Raw genomic sequence first — 16,771 nt, 5'->3', positions numbered from 1 at the left:
GGTAATGAGCGACGCACGTCAGTACTTCTCCCTGCCTTCACCTTTCGCGATGAAGCGCGGCGGTATGCTGCACGGCGCACACGTCGCTTATGAAACCTGGGGCACGCTGAACACGGCCCGCGACAACGCGATGCTGATTTTTACCGGCTTGTCACCCAGTGCGCACGCGGCGTCCAATCAGGATGATCCTGCACCGGGTTGGTGGGAAGGCATGCTGGGGCCCGGCAAGGCGATCGATACCACGCGCTGGTTCGTGATCTGCATGAACTCGCTAGGCAGCGACAAAGGCTCCACCTGCCCCGCGTCGATCGACGCCGCCACCGGCGAACCCTATCGCCTCAGCTTTCCCGATCTATCACTGGAAGACGTCGCCAACGCCGCCCATGCCTTGGTGACCCGTTTGCAGATCGAAAAGCTCGCCTGCCTGATCGGCTGCTCGATGGGCGGCATGAGCGCGCTGGCCTATATGCTGCTGCATCCCGGCAGCGTGCGTGCGCATATCAGCGTGGACACCGCGCCGCAGGCTCAGCCCTTCGCGATCGCCATTCGTTCGCTGCAACGCGAGGCGATTCGGCTCGATCCCCATTGGAACAACGGCGACTACGACATCCATGTCGAACACGGCGGACGCTACCCCGACATCGGTATGAGCATCGCGCGCAAGCTCGGCGTCATCACCTACCGCTCGGCGATGGAATGGAACGGCCGCTTCGCACGCATCCGGCTCGATCCGGAGGAACGCGAAGACCAACCGTTCGGTTTCGAATTCCAAGTGGAGTCCTACCTCGAAAGTCATGCGCAACGCTTCGTGCGCACCTTCGACCCCAACAGTTACCTTTATCTTTCCCGCGCCAGCGACTGGTTCGATATTTCCGAGTACGGTCAGGGCAGCGTGCTGGAAGGTTTGAAGCACATTCGCATCGAGCGGGCGCTGGTGATCGGGGTAAGCACCGACATCCTGTTTCCGCTGGAGCAGCAGGAACAGATCGCCGAAGGGCTGGAAGCGGCCGGCGCCCAGGTGGAGTTCGTCGCGCTGGACTCTCCGCAGGGGCACGATGCGTTTCTGGTCGATATCGAGAACTACAGCCGGGCCATCGGCGGCTTCCTCACTCGACTCTGAACGGCCGTCCGCAGACCGGCGTCCACACTGCTAAAATGCCGCCGGCACAACGATTTTCGAGAACACCCATGCTGACTATGGAATTTCCCGGCTGCGACAAGCTGATCGACGCGATCGATGCCGCCGTGTCCAAAAGCACCACACCGGCCATCACCGACAGCTTGCGCAACAGCCTATGCAAGTTGATCCGCAGCAAGGAAATCACCCTGCCCGAGTGCGTGTTCGAAACCGCCGAGAATCGCTACGCCCGCCGCGAGCTCTACCACAGCGACGACCACGGCTACTGCGTCGTGGCCATGACCTGGGGCCCCGGCCAAGGCACACCGATCCACGACCACTGCGGCATGTGGTGCGTCGAAGGCGTGTGGAGCGGCTCGCTGGAAGTCGTCCAATACGAGCGCCTGGCCGACAAGGGTGACCTGTGCCAGTTCCAGCCCGTCGGCTCGATCCAGGCCGGCCCCGGCTCCGCCGGCAGCCTGATTCCGCCCCACGAGTACCACACCATCCGCAACCCCAGCGACGACACCGTGGCCGTGAGCCTGCACATCTATTCCGGCAACATGACCCACTGCGCCACCTTCCAGCCCAAGGGCCAGGACGATTGCTACGAACGCACCGACCGCCAACTGAGTCTCGACCCGGTGCATTAAAATCGGCATAATGGGCGTTCGCTCACGGGCCGGTGTGGCGGAATGGTAGACGCGGTGGACTCAAAATCCACTGGCAGCGATGTCGTGTAGGTTCGAGTCCTATCACCGGTACCACTTTAGAAACCCGCACCTTGCGGGTTTTTATTTGCCCGAAGGGGTCGAAATCCAGCTCGCTATTTTGGATTTACTCCGCCACCGCATCGAAAGCTGGCTTGCGGCACCCAATGAGAATTCTGCAGAACCAGCAGTGAAAGACGATCGCATCGCGTGACGAGCGCACCGCCTTTCAAGATGCGCCGCTCAACCTCTTGCCCAACCAGCCGTGCCGTTTCGTCGCTTAACTTCCGGCCGATCGTGACGTGCGGTACGTATGGGCGTGGACGCTCCCGATCCTCACGGGTAAAGACCGCGCGAATCCTGCGCTCCAACTCGTGAAGTGGGAGTGCGGGCTCCGGCGAAAGATAGACCACTCCATGAAAGTAACCGACATGCCGCAGCGTGATGTCGATCGGTGCTGTCGTCGCTACCAACTCCGCCAGACAGGACAAATCAGCTTCCGAGACTTGATCCGCAGGCTTCCAGTCGAACCAGATCGTGATGTGCGCGCCTAGCGAGCGTCGCGCAGAGGGATCGTGTTTATCCCGCAGATCGCCGATGAGCAGATCTGCTTCGGGAAGGCGTAGCGCCAGCAGTGTGTGCGTGGTGTTCATGCTTCACAACGTGCCCATGAGCCATCCTGGCGTTTTGCCGACGTATAACAAGATGTTTTGCTCCAATACGGTACTCAACTGCAATCCCCGGCACCAGAAAGGCCACTCGTTGTAAGGTTGGCACACCGTCATTCGGGGGGCTTTCCGTGCGTCAAATCCTCGTACCCTTCTTCGCTCTGTTGCCAGCGCTTGCCTTCGCTAGTCATAGCGATAACCCCGTCGAACCCCTTGAACAACCTTCCCTGCATGCGCTCGCCAGCGCACCGAGCGAAGCCGAGTTGCATGCGACGATCGAGAAGCTGGTCAGCTTCGGCACACGTCACACGCTGTCTGATACGAAGTCTGATACGCGTGGCATCGGTGCCGCACGGCGCTGGGTGAAAGCTCGCTTCGAGGCGATCTCGCGCGACTGCGGCGGCTGTATCGAAGTCGTCACGCCATCGCAGATGGTCACCGGCAAGCGCATTCCGCAACCCACCGAAATCATGGATGTGGTTGCGATCAAACGCGGCAGCAGCGATCCCAAGCGCGTGATTGTGATGACCGGCCATATAGATTCGCGCGTCACCGACGTGATGAACGCGACCAGCGACGCTCCCGGCGCCAATGACGATGCTTCTGGCGTCGCTGCATTGATCGAGGCCGCGCGCCTACTGTCGAAACAGGATAACCGAGCCACGCTGGTGTTCGCCGCACTCTCGGGCGAGGAACAAGGTCTGTACGGCGGCAAGGTGCTGGCCGACTACGCCGCCGCACAGGGCTGGCAAGTTCAGGTCGATCTCAACAACGATATCATCGGTAATAGCCACGGTCAGAACGGCGTGCTCGACAACACGACGGTGCGAGTGTTCTCAGAAGGCACCAAGAGCAATGAGACCGCCGAGCAGGCGGCATACCGCCGCTATCACGGCGGCGAAGTCGACTCGCCCTCGCGCAATATCGCCCGCTACATGGCAAAGACGGCGGAACAATACCTGCCAGATTTGCGAGTGCGCATGGTTTATCGCACCGATCGCTACTCACGCGGCGGAGACCAGGTGCCCTTTCTCGAAGCCGGCTATCCTGCAGTGCGCGTCAGCGAGGGCCATGAGGACTACACGCACGAGCATCAGGATCTGCGCACTGAGCATGGCATCCACTACGGCGACACTATCGACGGTGTGGATTTCCGCTACCTCGCTCGCGTCACCGCACTGAACACCGTGACGATGGCCGCGCTCAGCCGCGCGCCCGTGCCGCCTACCGGCGTGGATACCGAAGGCGCGGTGGCTACCGATACTACCCTGCACTGGAAGAAAGTACCCGACGCGGCCGGCTATCGCGTGCATTGGCGCGACACCACCGCACCGCAATGGCAATTCAGCAACGCCGTTGGCGACGTCGACCACGCCGTGATCAAGGATGTGGTGATCGACGATTGGTTCTTTGGCGTCTCGTCCGTTTCTGCCGATGGTTATGAGAGCCCGGTGGTGTATCCGGGTGATGCTGGCAGTTTTCAGCGCACACCGCCGGGTAAAGAGGATGGTGGTAGATAGAGATCCCTCCCTCTTCGTGAAAGCGCGCATACATTCCCAAGGCGCAATGTGTATTAAGGTATTTCCAGCGTAAGTCAGGGGTCCTGCAGATATCATGACGGTGCTGCTTGCAATCGGGTTCATCCTCTTGCACGCCGTGCTCATTCTGCTTATGCCCACGCACGCCATGGCCGCATCGTATGCGTTCCTGGTCACCGCTCCACTGCTTGCGGCCGCCTCTGCACTGCGGCGTGGCCTGATAGCGGGTCTCTCGCCAGCCCATGGATGGAGCCTGGCAGCACTTAGCTTGCTGCTATGGACGCTGGGCATGATCAGCAGCCTTCGTCTAGATCTTTTCGCCGGCAATAGCAACGAAGCGCCCGGCGAAACCATGTTGCTTTACATCCTTTACGGCGTGCCTATTTCCTACGCCGTCGCGACAGTGGGTGCGGAGAGCAGCAGCCGCGTGCAACGTGGCATCGACGCCATTCTCGCGATATCGCTGGGTTATCTCTATTTCGCGCTGATGTTCTCGTGGACTACCTTGCACGGCGCATCGAGCGCTCGGTCCGCGGAAATGATCACCTATATGTTCGATATCGAGAACGCGTTCCTCGTTGTCGCCACAGCGATTCGCTTGCTCGCCGCCGACGCGTTAAAGACACGCCACTTATTCGGTGTGTTGACCGCCTTTACCATGCTGTACGCCCTGGCTGCGGCGTACTACAACCATCACGTCGCCATGGATGTCGCGCCCAATATCGGGAGCCTCTACGACCTGATCATCGACGTGCCGTTTCTGGTGTTCGTGATCCTGGCGTGGCGTGCGCCGCCACGTGTGGTGCAAGGCTTGAATCCGTCCGTCGCCCTGGTGCGTTTTGTTCGCATCGGCAGTCCGCTATTGCTGGCCTTGTCGGTGCTGGCTATCGCGTTGCTACTGCTTCGGCAACGCTTCAGTCTCGGTGTCGCAGGCGTGATTCTGGCGGTGATCGGATACGGTCTGCGCAGCATTCTGAGTCAAGTTCGCCAAATCGAGGCGCAGGACGTATTGCGCCATGACCGTACGGCGCTGACCGAGCTCGCCTTTCGCGACGATCTGACCGGCGTGCCGAATCGGCGCGCATTCGATGCGGCGATGGAGCGGGAATGGCGCATAGCGCAGCGTACGCAACGCGCCATCGCTTTGCTGCTGATCGATGTCGACATGTTCAAGTTGTTCAACGATCGCTACGGGCATCCCGCAGGCGACGCCTGTCTTCGCGAAGTGGCCACGGTGCTGCGCCAGGCCGTGCAACGCCCTGCCGATCTTCTTGCTCGCTATGGCGGCGAAGAATTCGCTTTGATTCTGCCTGACACACCTCTTGCCGGTGCATACGAAGTGGCCGCGCGACTATGTGCATCCGTCAGACACATAAACCTGCAACACGGCGACAGCCCTCTGGGTCGCGTCACCGTGAGCATCGGCGTGGCAAGCATCGTACCGACAATCGATACGACACCACAGAAACTTGTCGCCTCGGCCGATCGTGCGCTTTACGAGGCCAAACGCAACGGGCGCAATCGCGTGGAGCTGGCCGTCTGAATTGCTTTTCCTTGCCAGATGTTTTCGACGTATCCGTGCCGGAATTGCCAATCGATGATGCCCTGACGACGCGCTCAGGCCTGCGTCGGAGAGCGCAGACCGAACAGGATCAGCAACACCGCGCCCACGCAGATGGCGCAATCGGCCACGTTGAACGTGGGGTAATACCAATCGCGGTAATACACCTGGATAAAGTCGGTAACTTGCGACGCATGCAGGCGGTCGATGAGATTGCCCAGCGCACCGCCGATCACCAGCGCAAGCGGCAACGCCGTGCGCCATTCGCGCCGCGCGGTGCGTGCAAGCCACACTACCAGCGCCACACTGATCGCCACCGCAAGCAGCACGAAGAACCACCGCTGCCATCCGCCACCTTGGGCAAGAAAACTGAAAGCTGCGCCCGTGTTGAAGGCCAACGTCCAGTTGAGGAAGCCGGGAATCACTGGATGCGGCGTACCGACCGGCTGCAGCGCCGACAGCGCCCAGAGTTTGCTGAGCTGATCGAGTGCAATGACCAGCACCGAGACCAGCAACCAGGGCAACGCATTGGATGGATTTCGCATGGTCATGCTCAGAACCAGCGCCGGTTTTCGCCCGGCCCCTCCACGTTACTGACACAACGGCTGCAAAGCTCCGGATGTGCGGGGTTGCTACCCACGTCATCGCGGCGATGCCAGCAGCGAACGCATTTGGCGGCGTCGCTTACGCTGGCGGCAACATGCACTTCGCCGTCCTCCAAGGTCAGCGCGGCCACTTCATTCGGATCGGCCTGCAGCGGTGCGAAACTCAGTTCGGAAGTGATGAAAAAGAAACGCAGCTCATCCGCGGTCGCCGCGTAACGGGCGGTCGTTGCCGGATCGGCGTGCAGCACCAGCTTGGCTTCCAATGCCGCACCGATACGTTCGGCCTTGCGCATGTCTTCGAGCACGCGCGATGCGGTGTCGCGAATCGCCAGCAGATCGGCCCAGTAGCGGCGTTGTTCCGGTGCGCCTTGCGTATTCACCAGGCCGTCGTACCAGGTTTCGAACAGCACGGTTTCGCCGCGCTCGCCCGGCATGTGCTGCCAGATTTCTTCGGCAGTGAACGACAGCACCGGAGCCAACCAGCGCACCAGCGCTTCCAGGATGCGGTACATCGCACTCTGCGCGCTGCGCCGGCCGAGGCTTTCGGTCGGCATGGTGTAGAGGCGGTCCTTGGTGATGTCGAGGTACAAAGCACCCATTTCGTTGGTGCAGAAGTTCTGCACGCGCTGGATGATCTCGGGGAAGTCGTAGCGCTCATAGGCAGCGACTACCGCTTGCTGCACTTCGAACGCCTGCCCTACCGCCCACTGGTCGAGGAGCACGCTCTTATCAACGGGCACGAGATGCTTCACGGGATCGAAACCGTCGAGATTACCGAGCAGGAAGCGCGCGGTGTTGCGGATGCGCCGATACGCATCGGCCACACGCTTCAGGATCTCGTCGGATACCGACATCTCGTTGCGGTAATCGGCGGAAGACACCCACAGACGCAGAATGTCCGCACCCAGCGTATCCATCACCTTCTGCGGCGCGACCACGTTGCCCTGCGACTTGGACATCTTGCGGCCCTGCCCGTCCACGGTGAAGCCGTGCGTAAGCAGCGCTTTGTACGGCGGCTGACCATCGAGCATCGATGCAGTAAGCAGCGAAGAGTGGAACCAGCCGCGATGCTGGTCGGAACCTTCCAGATACAGGTCGGCAGGGAACGTGGATACGTCTACGTGCGAACCGCGCAATACGTGCCAATGCGTGGTGCCCGAATCGAACCACACGTCAAGCGTGTCGCGATTCTTCTCGTAGAGCGCGGCATCTTGCTCGCTCAGGAAATCACTGGGCTCGATGCTTTGCCACGCTTCGATACCATCCTTCTCGATGCGCTTGGCAACTTCCTCCAGCAACTCCGGCGTGCGCGGGTGCAGCTCGCCGGTTTCACGGTGGACGAAAAACGCCATCGGCACGCCCCACTGGCGCTGGCGTGACAGAGTCCAGTCCGGGCGATTGACGATCATCGAGTGCAGACGCTGCTTGCCCCACGCAGGATAGAAGCGCGTGGCTTCGATGCCATCCAGCGCGGTTTCGCGCAACGTCTTGCCGCCGTCTTTCGGTGTGATATCCATGCCCGCAAACCACTGCGACGTGGCGCGGTAGATGATCGGCGTCTTGTGTCGCCAGCAGTGCATGTAACTGTGCACGTACTTGTGATGGTGCAGCAGCGAGCCGGCCTGCTCCAGTGCTTCGACGATCTTGGGATTGGCCTTCCACAGGAACATGCCACCGAACAGCGGCAGTGTGGAGGCGTAGTGGCCGTCGCCCATCACCGGACTGATGATGTCGGCATCCTTCATGCCGTGCGCCTTGCACGACAGGAAATCTTCCACGCCATAGGCCGGTGAGGAATGGACGATGCCGGTACCGGTGTCGAGCGTCACGTAGTCGCCGAAATACACCGGCGCCAGGCGCCCGTAGCCCGGATCGACCGCGTAGAGCGGATGACGGAAGCTCAGCTCGCCCAGTGCAGTACCTGGTACGGACGCGATGATGTGGCCTTCCAAACCGTACGTCTTCAGGCACTCTTCCACGCGTTCGGTAGCGAGGATCAGCAAGCCCTTCGGCGTATCGACCAGGCTGTAGCTGAATTCCGGGTGCAGGTTGAGCGCCTGGTTGGCGGGAATCGTCCAGGGCGTGGTGGTCCAGATCACGATCTGGCCGTTGGGCTTGGGCAGCTTGTCGAGACCGAACGCTTTGGCCACAGCCGCGGGATCGTCGAAGGCGAAGCCCACGTCGATGGCGATGTCCGTCTTGTCTTCGTATTCGACCTCCGCTTCGGCCAGCGCCGAGCCGCAGTCGAAGCACCAGTTCACCGGTTTCAGGCCGCGATAGATGTAGCCCTTGCGCAGCATCTCCGACAGCGCGCGGATCTCGGATGCCTCGTTGGTGTGATCCATCGTGAGATACGGACGATCCCAATCGCCCAGCACACCGAGGCGCTTGAAGTCGGCCTTCTGCGTTTGGATCTGCTCGGCCGCATAGGCGCGCGCCTTGCGCTGCACTTCGGCGGGCGGCAGGTTCTTGCCGAACTGTTTTTCGACCTGGATTTCGATCGGCATGCCGTGGCAATCCCAGCCCGGCACGTAGGGCGCGTGGAAGCCGGACAGCAGCTTCGATTTGACGACGATGTCCTTGAGGATCTTATTGACCGCATGGCCGATATGGATGGCGCCGTTCGCATACGGCGGACCGTCGTGCAGCACGAACATCGGGCGGCCGGTCGTCTTGGCCTGGATCTGGTGGTAACGCCCCGCCTTTTCCCATTCGGCCAGCCAGCCCGGCTCGCGCTTGGGCAGGTCGCCGCGCATGGGGAAAGTGGTCTGCGGCAGGTTGATGGTGTTCTTGTAGTCCTGGGTCATCGCTCGGGTGCCGTCTGAGGGATGCCATCACTACGACGGCATCACCGGTTCGTTCCGCTTCGATGCCAGGGGGAACCGAAGCCTCGTGCTTGTTGCTCGCCGCGCGCGGCGGCAAGCGCACGCGCTTCGGCGGGTGCTTCAAATAATAATGATCGCCACGGCCGCTTTCGCGGACGTACTGCGGATGGCTGGCATGTAATGGGAACTCATGTCGTTGCCTTTCACGCGTTGATCAGGGCGGGGTTCATGCCCAGGATCTCCCGGGCCGAGCGCGCATCATGACTCATTTGGGCCTTTAATGCGTCCAAATCGTCGAATTTCATCTCCTCGCGCAGCTTGGCCACGAACTCGACCGCCATGCGCTGACCGTACAGATCGCCGTCGAAATCGAACAGGTGGACTTCCAGCAACGGCTCGGGGACTTCGTTGACGGTCGGCCGCGTACCCAGGCTGGCCACGCCCGGCCAGCTGCACGCGCTTTCACCCAGACCCACGCGCACGGCAAAGATGCCATGCACCGGCGTCGCCCGTTCGCGCAGGTGGATATTGGCGGTCGGGAACCCGAGCGTGCGGCCGAGCTGCTTGCCGTATTCCACCTTGCCTTCGATCACGAAGGGCCGTCCGAGCAGCGGCGCAGCGGCGCCGAAATTGCCAGCTGCCAGCAAGGCCCGCACCCGACTGGCGGAGACGCGTTCACCATCCAGCGAAACGGCAGGCATGGTATGCGCGGCAAATCCGCGTTCCGCGCCCATCCGTTCCAGCATGGCGACATCGCCGGCGCGCTTGTGGCCGAAGCGGAAATCCGCGCCCACCCAGACTTCGCGCACGTTGAGCCGCTCGATCAGCACGCGCTGCACGAAATCCTCGGCTGACATCGCCGTCAGTGCTTTGTTGAAACGCAACAGCAGCGCGTGTTGCATGCTCGCGGCTGCGAAGCCACGCAGCTTCTCGCGCACGCTGGACAGACGCGGTACCGGCTCGGTCGAGAAATAAGCGCGCGGCAGCGGCTCGAAGCTCACCACGACGGGCATGCAGCCGAGAGCCTGCGCACGTTCGCGCACTTCGCTCAGCAGGGCTTGGTGACCGCGGTGCAGGCCGTCGAAAGCACCGACCGCAATCACACTGCCGCCGGGGGCCACGCACGGCCCCGCAACGTCCCGGGACAGTTTCATCATCGGGCAAGTATAACGTTCAAGCGTGGTGCAATTCGCGTAGACGAAAGCCGGTGGCGAACAGGACGGCCACGTACGTCGCACCACCGGTGCAGACCAGCAGCGCCAGTCGCCACACGCGACCGATCACCTGCATCTGCGTCCAGTCCGGCCAGTACCAGCGCCCGCACAGCAGGACCGCCGTCATCGCCGCGCAAGCCACCGCCAGACGCGCAAGATGGCGGCCCCATCCCGGTTGGCGCTGGTAGATATCCGCCTGCCGCAACCAGCGCCATAGCAACAGTAGGTTGATGTAGCTGGCGAGCGCGCTGGCCATGCCCAAGGCCAGGTGCAATCCAGGCACCTTGGACAAACCATCCAGCAACGGCCCCGCTTTCAATTCGGATGGCGCCCACATCGCGTACAACATCAGCAGGAATACCGCGTTGAGCAGCATGTTGGTGAGCAGTGAAGCCACGCCAGCGCGGACCGGCGTACGCGTATCTTTTCGTGCGTAGAACGCGGGCAGCAGTACTTTCACCAGCGCATAGGCGGGTACGCCAAAACTCAATGCTGTGACAGACAGCGTCGCCATGCGCGTATCGAACGGTCGGAACTGGCCGTTCTGAAACAGCGTGGCCACCAGCGGTTCGGCCAGCAACATCAATCCGAACATCGCCGGCACGGCGATCAACAGCGTGGTGCGCAGACCCCAATCCAGCGCCTTGGAGAAACCCTCGTGGTCGGTGGCGACGTGATGCCGCGACAGTGATGGAAGAATCACCGTGCCAAGCGCAACACCGAATACGCCCAAGGGCAGTTCCAGAAAACGATCCGCTTGCGACAGCCACGTCTGCGAACCGGAAATCAGCAACGAGGCGATGACCGTGTCGAACAGCAGATTGATCTGCGATACCGACGAGCCGAACAAAGTCGGCACCATCTGGCGCATGATCCGGCGCACATCGGGATGGTTCCATCCCCAACGCGGCCATGCCAGCAGATCGAGCTGGCGCAACGCCGGCACTTGAAACAGCACCTGCAGAATGCCCGCGGCGAAGACCGCCCAGCCCAGCGCAAGGATCGGCGTCTGCAAACGCCTCGACAGCCACCATGCGCCGGCGATCATGCACAGATTGAGGATCACCGGCGTCAGCGCCGGCAGCCCGAAGCGATGGAAACTGTTGAGCGCGCCGCCGGACAGCGCCGTCAGCGAAACGAATAGCAGGAAGGGAAACGTAAGACGCAACAATTCGACGGTCAGTGCGAATTTGTGCGGCTCGCCCAGCGCGCCCGGCGTGAACAACGTTGCCACCTGCGGCGCGAACAGCACGCCGAGCGCAGCGACCACCAGCAAGACGCCGCCCAAGGTGCCGGAAACGCGAGCCATCAGCTCCTTCAGATCATCGTGGCTGCCCTTCTCCTTCACCTCGGTGAAGACCGGCACGAAGGCGGTAGCGAATGCGCCTTCCGCAAACATCCTGCGCATGAAGTTCGGAATGCGGAACGCGACCCAGAACGCGTCGGTGGCGACGTTGGCGCCGAACACGTGGCTGATCGAGATATCCCGCAGCAGCCCGAGCACGCGCGACACCATGGTCATGCTGCTGAACGAAAGCAGCCCGCGTAACATGCTGGGAGATTTCATGCCCTTGCCGACACCTGGATTGAGAAAAGCGGCGACTGGCGCCGGCACAGGGAAGGTAGTTTGACAGCCACCAGAGGCCTTGGGACAGCACGCCGGAGGCGGTGCGATGGCAAAAAGCCGATGTTCCTGGTCAAAACCTTGTAGAATCAGCGGCTCACACCGTCCAAAAACGGCCAACCGCTTGACCTAGCGGCAAATTGACGTCACAATTGTCGCCTTTTTCCAACCCAAGCAATTCATTTCCGGAGTTCTACCTTGGCTAACATCAAGTCCGCGAAGAAGCGTGCGCGCCAGTCCGAGCAGCGCCGCCTGCGCAATGTCAGCGCCCGTTCCATGGTGCGCAGCGCCCTGAAGAAGGTCGTCAAGGCCATTGAGGCCAAGGACAAGGCTGCCGCCACGGCCGCTTTCACAGCTGCCCAGCCGGTGATGGATCGTTACGCCGCCCGCGGCCTGATCCACAAGAACAAAGCCGCCCGTCACAAGAGCCGCCTGAACGCGAAGATTCGCGAACTGGCTTAAGCTCCAAACGTTCGATCGGGTTGGCGAGAAGCCGGCGGAAACGCCGGCTTTTTCGTTTGCACCCTTATCCCCCCGCTCCCTTGGGAAGATGAGCTAGCGCTTTGAGCCGCTCTTTCATCGCGCGCACTTCAGCGACGCTGGTCCGCTCCGTATCCGGCGACAAATCCTGCAGCGCCGGATTGCGATAGCGCATCAGCGAGCGATGGACCGCACGCGCCGAGCCGTGGACTTCATCCACTCCGCTACGCCTCACTACCTCGGCCAGATTCGTCGAGCGAATTCCCGCGCCGGCCATGATGGTGATGCGACCCGCCGCTTGCTGCACCAGACCGGCGATCACCTTGGAACCCTGCAAGGCATTCGCGCATCCGCCCGACGTCAACACGCGCTCGCACCCTATGGCGATCGCCTCGTCCAGCGCGCGGGGCAAGCTCGCGCTGGCATCAAAGGCGCGGTGAAACGTGACACCCAAGGTGCCTGCCGCGGACACCAGCTCTCGACAGCGCGGATCGACCGAACCATCGGCATTCAGCGCGCCGATGACCACGCCATCACAGCCCAGATGCACGCAGGTTTCGATATCGCGCTGCATGATCTCGAACTCGGCGTCTTCGTAAAGGAAGTCGCCGCCACGCGGCCTGATCAGCACGTAGATCGGTATACGAACACGATCGCGCACCAACGCAATCACGCCGCATGAAGGCGTGATGCCACCCTCGGCCAGACTCCCGCAAAGCTCCACGCGATCTGCGCCGCCTTCCTGCGCCGCCAGCGCCGACGCGAGCGAACCGGCCGCAACCTCGAGCAATGTTTGTCGTGGCATCAGGTAAACGTCGTCTGGTAGACGCTGGGCGAAGCCAGCAGGAGGTCCTGTTTGCGCACATCGCAAACGGCGTAGGTGAAACCCTTCTGGATGGCATAGGCGCCGCATTCGCCATCGCGGCGCAAGGCAAGGAAGCCGACCTGTATTTCCTTCGCACCGTCGGGATGCTTTTTCACGATGCGCCGCACGGCTTCCTCGCAAGCTTCCTGCGGACTGCGCCCCTGGCGCATCAGCTCGACGACTAGAAAACTGCCGGCATTGCGGATCACTTCTTCGCCTACGCCTGTGGAAGTCGCGCCGCCCACCTCGTTGTCGACGTACAAGCCCGCGCCGATGATCGGGCTGTCGCCCACGCGGCCGTGTAGCTTCCACGCCATGCCGCTGGTCGTGCAGGCACCGGCGAGGCGGCCGTTGGCATCGACGGCCAGCATGCCGATGGTGTCGTGATTGTTCTTGCCTCCGGGCATGCCGGGGGCCGGCAGGCTGCGGTGGTAGTCGAGATTCTCGCTGTTGGCTACCGGCTTGTACTTCGCTTGCTTGAGCCACTCGTGCCACGCTTTCTCGGACTCCGGCGTCAGCAGGTTTTCCCGGGTGAAGCCTTGCTGTAGCGCGAACTCCAGCGCACCGTCGCCGACCAGCAGCACGTGCGGCGTGTCTTCCATCACCTTGCGCGCCACCTTGATCGGGTGCCCGATGTGTTCGAGCGCCGCCACCGCGCCGCAACGGCCGTCACCGTCCATGATGCTGGCGTCGAGCGTGACCTTGCCGTCGCGGTCGGGATAACCGGCCCTCCCGACGCTGTGGTTAGACAGATCCGATTCGGGTATCTGCGCACCCGCCTCGACGGCGTCCAGCGGCTTCCCACCTTTGCCCAGTACGGCCCACGCCGCCTGATTCGCAGGTACGCCGAAATCCCAGGTGGAAACGACCCGCGCACCGGCACCGCCGGGAACACTGCCCGATAGCGACGCGGCGCTGCGCGATACGTTTGGCAAAGCCAGCGCGGATGTCGCCAGCAGCGTAGTCTTCAGAAAATCGCGGCGATTGCTCATCAAGGCCTCCGAACGGCGGCCCTCGGCCGCGAAGCCACAATGATGAACGATGGGCCGCGCTCACGCGACCCTGCTTGTCGACCTACGCCTGATCGTCGCCGCGCAGACGTACATCGCCCGGCAACATGTCGCTGCCTTCCTCGCGCGCCTGCCGCTGCGATTCGAAGAAGCGCTGCACTTGCTGGCATACCGAGAGAGTGTTTTCGCGCGCGATCGCGGAAACCAGAAACCAGGGCTGCGTCCAACCGAGACGCGTGACGATGTCTTCGGCAATCGCCTGACGTTCATCCTCGGGCAGCACGTCGGCCTTGTTCAACACCAACCAGCGCGGACGCTGCAGAAGTTCGGGGTTGAACTTCTCTAACTCGTGCTCGATCGCATGCACCTGCTCGACGACATCGGAGCCGTCGATCGGCGCGACGTCCACCAGATGCAGCAACAGGCGCGTGCGCGTCAGGTGGCGCAGGAATTGGATACCCAGACCCGCGCCTTCTGCCGCGCCTTCGATCAGGCCCGGGATATCGGCGATCACGAAGCTTTGATCGGTACCCAGACTTACCACGCCCAGATTCGGATGCAGCGTGGTGAACGGATAGTCGGCCACACGCGGAGTCGCAGCGGAAACGGCCCGGATAAAGGTGGACTTGCCTGCGTTGGGAAAGCCGAGCAGGCCCACATCGGCCAGCAATTTCAATTCAAGCTTCAGCTCGCGCACGTCGCCGGGTGTGCCGGGCGTGGACTTGCGCGGCGCACGGTTCACCGAACTCTTGAAGTGGATATTCCCCAAACCGCCTTTGCCGCCCTGCGCTACCAAAAGGCGCTGGCCGTGTACCGTGAGGTCGCCGATGGCTTCATCGGTATCGACGTTGGTGACCACGGTGCCGATCGGTACGCGAATGGTGGTGTCTTCGCCGCCCTTGCCATACATATCGCTGCCCATGCCGTTCTGGCCGCGCTGGGCTTTGAAATTGCGCTGGTGACGAAAATCGATCAGCGTATTGAGGCCTTCGTCGGCAATAAGCCAGACCGAGCCCCCGCTACCGCCGTCGCCGCCATCAGGACCGCCGAAGGGAATGAATTTCTCGCGGCGGAAACTGATACAGCCGTTGCCACCGTCCCCGGCCTGGACTTTGATGATCGCTTCGTCGACGAATTTCATGGGGTTAGAGCCAGAGTGAGGGGATCGTGGCGGATAAGCGATCTTGCCATACCGGAAAAAAGCAAAGGCCCCGCCAAGGCGGGGCCCTGCGCTACACCATCAGGAAGGGATCAACCCTTGATGACGTTGACGAACTTGCGGTTGTTCTCGCCGCGGGTCTTGAACTCGACGGTACCGTCGACCAGCGCGAACAGGGTGTGGTCACGGCCCAGACCCACGCCCGTACCGGCATGGAACTTGGTGCCGCGCTGACGCACGATGATGTTGCCGGCCTCGATGGCCTGGCCACCGTAGATCTTCACACCCAGGTATTTCGGGTTCGAATCGCGACCGTTGCGGGATGAACCTACGCCTTTTTTATGTGCCATGACTGTCTACTCCGGCTGAATCAGGCGTTGATGCCCGTGATCTCGACTTCGGTGAAATGCTGACGATGTCCCTGCTGCTTCTTGTGGTGCTTGCGGCGGCGGAACTTGATGATGCGGACCTTATCGGCGCGGCCATGCTTGCGCACGGTGGCGCTCACAGTGGCACCGGCCACGGTCGGTGCACCAACGGTGATCGACTCACCGGCGCCGACCAGCAGCACCTCGTCGAACTTCACGCTGGCGCCTTCTTCGGCGTTCAGCAGCTCCACGCGCAGGACATCGCCCTGCTGCACGCGGTACTGCTTGCCACCGGTTTTGATGACTGCATAACTCATGGGAAAGCCCTTCTGTCGTTATTCTCTTGGGTTCGCTGCCACCGATTCCGGCGCAGCGAACTGGGGATTATAACGATCGAGCAGTTTGCTGGTCAACAAGTGACCAGCCCGCCCGCGGTCCGCCGAATGGCCGCCCTATGACCCGTTTACTGGCCGGAACCGCCCCCGGGAGGCGTCGCGGCACCGCCACCGTCTGAACCGGTGCCCGGGCAACGGCCCTGGGAGTCCAGCTTGCCCTCTTTCTGCAGCGCCGAGAACATGTCCGTGGTGCGCTGGCGCCCCCACTGCTGGCCGCTCTGGGCGGCTTCGGCCATGGTCGCCGGCATCTCGGTGACCAGCCTCTGGCCCAGGGGGGAGCGGTAGAACTTGATCAGCCCGTCGACTTCGTCGGCGGTGAAATGGTGCTGATAGGCCGGAATCATGGCCTTGGTGAGCTGGTCCACGCCGTTCTTGTCGATGTAGGTCTGCCAGTAGCTGGCCGGCACGCAGGGCAGCTGCTGGCTCATCATGGCTGCCATCTGGTTATTCATGACGGCGAACTGGCCAGGCACATTCATTACTTGCATCAGTTCCCGCACCTGCGCCTCGCTCGGCTGGGCCGCGAAGGCGGAACCGGTCGCCAGCGCCACGCACACCCCTACGCATACCGCCCACTTGCCAACCGTCATGTCGCACCCTCCGCATTCGCCGGGAATCGGGAAATAGCAACC

Annotated in this window: 16 protein-coding genes and 1 tRNA gene; 6 read left to right on the top strand and 11 right to left on the bottom strand. The window is 62.0% G+C overall.

All coding sequences use genetic code 11. The features are described from left to right. Window positions 1–4 precede the first annotated feature (4 nt). The 3 genes from metX to QQL64_RS02540 all read left to right on the top strand — a co-directional run bounded on the left by metX (window position 5) and on the right by QQL64_RS02540 (window position 1,884). Window positions 5–1,120 carry a homoserine O-acetyltransferase MetX gene (gene metX / locus QQL64_RS02550; RefSeq protein ID WP_284395647.1) on the top strand — a complete coding sequence of 372 codons (1,116 nt, stop codon included), beginning with the start codon at window positions 5–7 and terminating at the stop codon, window positions 1,118–1,120. 68 nt (window positions 1,121–1,188) lie between these two features. Next, entirely contained in the window at window positions 1,189–1,770 is a 582-nt protein-coding gene (locus tag QQL64_RS02545) for a cysteine dioxygenase family protein (RefSeq protein ID WP_284395645.1), read from the top strand. 28 nt (window positions 1,771–1,798) lie between these two features. After that, window positions 1,799–1,884, top strand: a tRNA-Leu gene (locus tag QQL64_RS02540). Window positions 1,885–1,943: 59 nt separating this feature from the next. Here QQL64_RS02540 and QQL64_RS02535 read toward each other — a convergent pair. Next, entirely contained in the window at window positions 1,944–2,480 is a 537-nt protein-coding gene (locus QQL64_RS02535) for a 2'-5' RNA ligase family protein (RefSeq protein WP_284395643.1), read from the bottom strand. A 146-nt stretch (window positions 2,481–2,626) separates the two neighbouring features. Between QQL64_RS02535 and QQL64_RS02530 the strand changes: the two genes are divergently transcribed. Both QQL64_RS02530 and QQL64_RS02525 read left to right on the top strand, forming a co-directional pair. Then, entirely contained in the window at window positions 2,627–4,015 is a 1,389-nt protein-coding gene (locus tag QQL64_RS02530; RefSeq protein ID WP_284395641.1) for a M20/M25/M40 family metallo-hydrolase, read from the top strand. 94 nt (window positions 4,016–4,109) lie between these two features. Further along, window positions 4,110–5,576: a GGDEF domain-containing protein gene (locus QQL64_RS02525; RefSeq protein WP_284395640.1), complete on the top strand. Its 1,467-nt coding sequence runs from the start codon at window positions 4,110–4,112 to the stop codon at window positions 5,574–5,576. Window positions 5,577–5,650: 74 nt separating this feature from the next. Here QQL64_RS02525 and lspA read toward each other — a convergent pair whose 3' ends face one another. From lspA to murJ, 4 genes are all read right to left on the bottom strand, one after another. Continuing rightward, a complete protein-coding gene (lspA, locus tag QQL64_RS02520; RefSeq protein WP_284399607.1) occupies window positions 5,651–6,139 on the bottom strand; it encodes a signal peptidase II in 489 nt (162 codons plus the stop codon). A gap of 8 nt (window positions 6,140–6,147) precedes the next feature. After that, a complete protein-coding gene (gene ileS, locus QQL64_RS02515; protein WP_284395636.1) occupies window positions 6,148–9,006 on the bottom strand; it encodes an isoleucine--tRNA ligase in 2,859 nt (952 codons plus the stop codon). Window positions 9,007–9,227: 221 nt separating this feature from the next. After that, entirely contained in the window at window positions 9,228–10,181 is a 954-nt protein-coding gene (locus QQL64_RS02510) for a bifunctional riboflavin kinase/FAD synthetase (protein ID WP_284395635.1), read from the bottom strand. 16 nt (window positions 10,182–10,197) lie between these two features. Continuing rightward, on the bottom strand, window positions 10,198–11,790 hold the full coding sequence (murJ, locus tag QQL64_RS02505; protein WP_284399604.1) for a murein biosynthesis integral membrane protein MurJ: 1,593 nt from the start codon (window positions 11,788–11,790) through the stop codon (window positions 10,198–10,200). 270 nt (window positions 11,791–12,060) lie between these two features. On the opposite strand from murJ, the gene rpsT reads away from it, so the two are divergent. Beyond that, the gene (rpsT, locus tag QQL64_RS02500) at window positions 12,061–12,324 is read left to right on the top strand and encodes a 30S ribosomal protein S20 (protein WP_284395633.1); all 264 of its coding nucleotides are present in this window, start codon (window positions 12,061–12,063) and stop codon (window positions 12,322–12,324) included. A 64-nt stretch (window positions 12,325–12,388) separates the two neighbouring features. Here rpsT and QQL64_RS02495 read toward each other — a convergent pair whose 3' ends face one another. From QQL64_RS02495 to QQL64_RS02470, 6 genes are all read right to left on the bottom strand, one after another. Further along, the gene (locus QQL64_RS02495) at window positions 12,389–13,147 is read right to left on the bottom strand and encodes a copper homeostasis protein CutC (protein ID WP_284395631.1); all 759 of its coding nucleotides are present in this window, start codon (window positions 13,145–13,147) and stop codon (window positions 12,389–12,391) included. After that, window positions 13,147–14,199, bottom strand: coding sequence for a glycosylasparaginase (locus tag QQL64_RS02490; protein ID WP_284395630.1), 1,053 nt, complete (start codon window positions 14,197–14,199; stop codon window positions 13,147–13,149). Before QQL64_RS02490 ends, QQL64_RS02495 begins: the two co-directional genes overlap by 1 nt. An 82-nt stretch (window positions 14,200–14,281) precedes the next feature. Then, window positions 14,282–15,358 carry an Obg family GTPase CgtA gene (gene cgtA, locus QQL64_RS02485; RefSeq protein WP_284395629.1) on the bottom strand — a complete coding sequence of 359 codons (1,077 nt, stop codon included), beginning with the start codon at window positions 15,356–15,358 and terminating at the stop codon, window positions 14,282–14,284. Between the two features lie 110 nt (window positions 15,359–15,468). After that, window positions 15,469–15,726, bottom strand: coding sequence for a 50S ribosomal protein L27 (rpmA, locus tag QQL64_RS02480; protein ID WP_284395627.1), 258 nt, complete (start codon window positions 15,724–15,726; stop codon window positions 15,469–15,471). A gap of 20 nt (window positions 15,727–15,746) precedes the next feature. Beyond that, window positions 15,747–16,061 (bottom strand): 50S ribosomal protein L21, encoded by a 315-nt coding sequence (rplU, locus tag QQL64_RS02475; protein ID WP_284395625.1) that lies wholly within the window; start codon window positions 16,059–16,061, stop codon window positions 15,747–15,749. A gap of 146 nt (window positions 16,062–16,207) precedes the next feature. After that, entirely contained in the window at window positions 16,208–16,729 is a 522-nt protein-coding gene (locus tag QQL64_RS02470) for a DUF2059 domain-containing protein (RefSeq protein ID WP_284395623.1), read from the bottom strand. Window positions 16,730–16,771: the final 42 nt, after the last annotated feature.

Origin of the sequence: Dyella lipolytica (assembly GCF_030160075.1) — a bacterium.
Classification (GTDB): Bacteria; Pseudomonadota; Gammaproteobacteria; order Xanthomonadales; family Rhodanobacteraceae; genus Dyella_B; species Dyella_B lipolytica.
The sequence above is the reverse complement of the archived record's forward strand: the minus strand, read 5'-3'. Positions and strand labels throughout refer to the sequence as shown.

Excerpts from the sequence above, each read along its gene's own strand:
- cgtA (WP_284395629.1), bottom strand. The coding sequence starts at position 15,358 with ATGAAATTCGTCGACGAAGCGATCATCAAAGTCCAGGCCGGGGACGGT.
- QQL64_RS02495 (WP_284395631.1), bottom strand. The coding sequence starts at position 13,147 with ATGCCACGACAAACATTGCTCGAGGTTGCGGCCGGTTCGCTCGCGTCG.
- lspA (WP_284399607.1), bottom strand. The coding sequence starts at position 6,139 with ATGCGAAATCCATCCAATGCGTTGCCCTGGTTGCTGGTCTCGGTGCTG.
- QQL64_RS02490 (WP_284395630.1), bottom strand. The coding sequence starts at position 14,199 with ATGAGCAATCGCCGCGATTTTCTGAAGACTACGCTGCTGGCGACATCC.
- rplU (WP_284395625.1), bottom strand. The coding sequence starts at position 16,061 with ATGAGTTATGCAGTCATCAAAACCGGTGGCAAGCAGTACCGCGTGCAG.
- metX (WP_284395647.1), top strand. The coding sequence starts at position 5 with ATGAGCGACGCACGTCAGTACTTCTCCCTGCCTTCACCTTTCGCGATG.
- murJ (WP_284399604.1), bottom strand. The coding sequence starts at position 11,790 with ATGTTACGCGGGCTGCTTTCGTTCAGCAGCATGACCATGGTGTCGCGC.
- QQL64_RS02525 (WP_284395640.1), top strand. The coding sequence starts at position 4,110 with ATGACGGTGCTGCTTGCAATCGGGTTCATCCTCTTGCACGCCGTGCTC.
- QQL64_RS02545 (WP_284395645.1), top strand. The coding sequence starts at position 1,189 with ATGCTGACTATGGAATTTCCCGGCTGCGACAAGCTGATCGACGCGATC.
- rpmA (WP_284395627.1), bottom strand. The coding sequence starts at position 15,726 with ATGGCACATAAAAAAGGCGTAGGTTCATCCCGCAACGGTCGCGATTCG.
- QQL64_RS02510 (WP_284395635.1), bottom strand. The coding sequence starts at position 10,181 with ATGATGAAACTGTCCCGGGACGTTGCGGGGCCGTGCGTGGCCCCCGGC.
- QQL64_RS02535 (WP_284395643.1), bottom strand. The coding sequence starts at position 2,480 with ATGAACACCACGCACACACTGCTGGCGCTACGCCTTCCCGAAGCAGAT.
- ileS (WP_284395636.1), bottom strand. The coding sequence starts at position 9,006 with ATGACCCAGGACTACAAGAACACCATCAACCTGCCGCAGACCACTTTC.
- QQL64_RS02470 (WP_284395623.1), bottom strand. The coding sequence starts at position 16,729 with ATGACGGTTGGCAAGTGGGCGGTATGCGTAGGGGTGTGCGTGGCGCTG.